The organism is Lactococcus sp. SK2-659 (assembly GCF_020218185.2).
Lineage (GTDB): Bacteria > Bacillota > Bacilli > Lactobacillales > Streptococcaceae > Lactococcus > Lactococcus lactis.
In genome coordinates this window covers 1-310 of record NZ_JAIWQZ020000014.1, presented here as the reverse complement: position 1 = coordinate 310, position 310 = coordinate 1, and the positions used below count along the sequence as shown (strand labels likewise).

1 pseudogene is annotated in these 310 nt (G+C 32.9%); it reads right to left on the bottom strand.

Annotated elements, in window-relative coordinates:
* Nucleotides 1–4: 4 nt before the first annotated feature.
* Nucleotides 5–310: pseudogene (locus LDP15_RS12145) on the bottom strand (trans-acting positive regulator); the annotation flags it as partial.

Sequence of the window (310 nt, the reverse complement as noted above, 5' to 3'; positions counted from 1 at the left end):
ATTCTTAATTCAAAATTGCTTTTTTTTGAAATTTTTCTTTTTTTAAGTTTTCAATACGCGACAATAACTCTTCAAAATCATAATCACTGGAAAACTCGGAAAGTATATAGACAAACTTTCGACTGTCATTTCTTTTACTTGAGATAAGTAGATCATAACTCTGGCTTTCTTGATAATGCTCTAATTTTATCTTTTCAACAGATCTGAGGTGATTTTTCAGATAGTGTTCCATCGGGATTTGATAGGCAGGTGTATCAGACAAATCATAAGCCACCGTCAATTGTTGAGCAGATAAGAGCTCCAGCAGCAT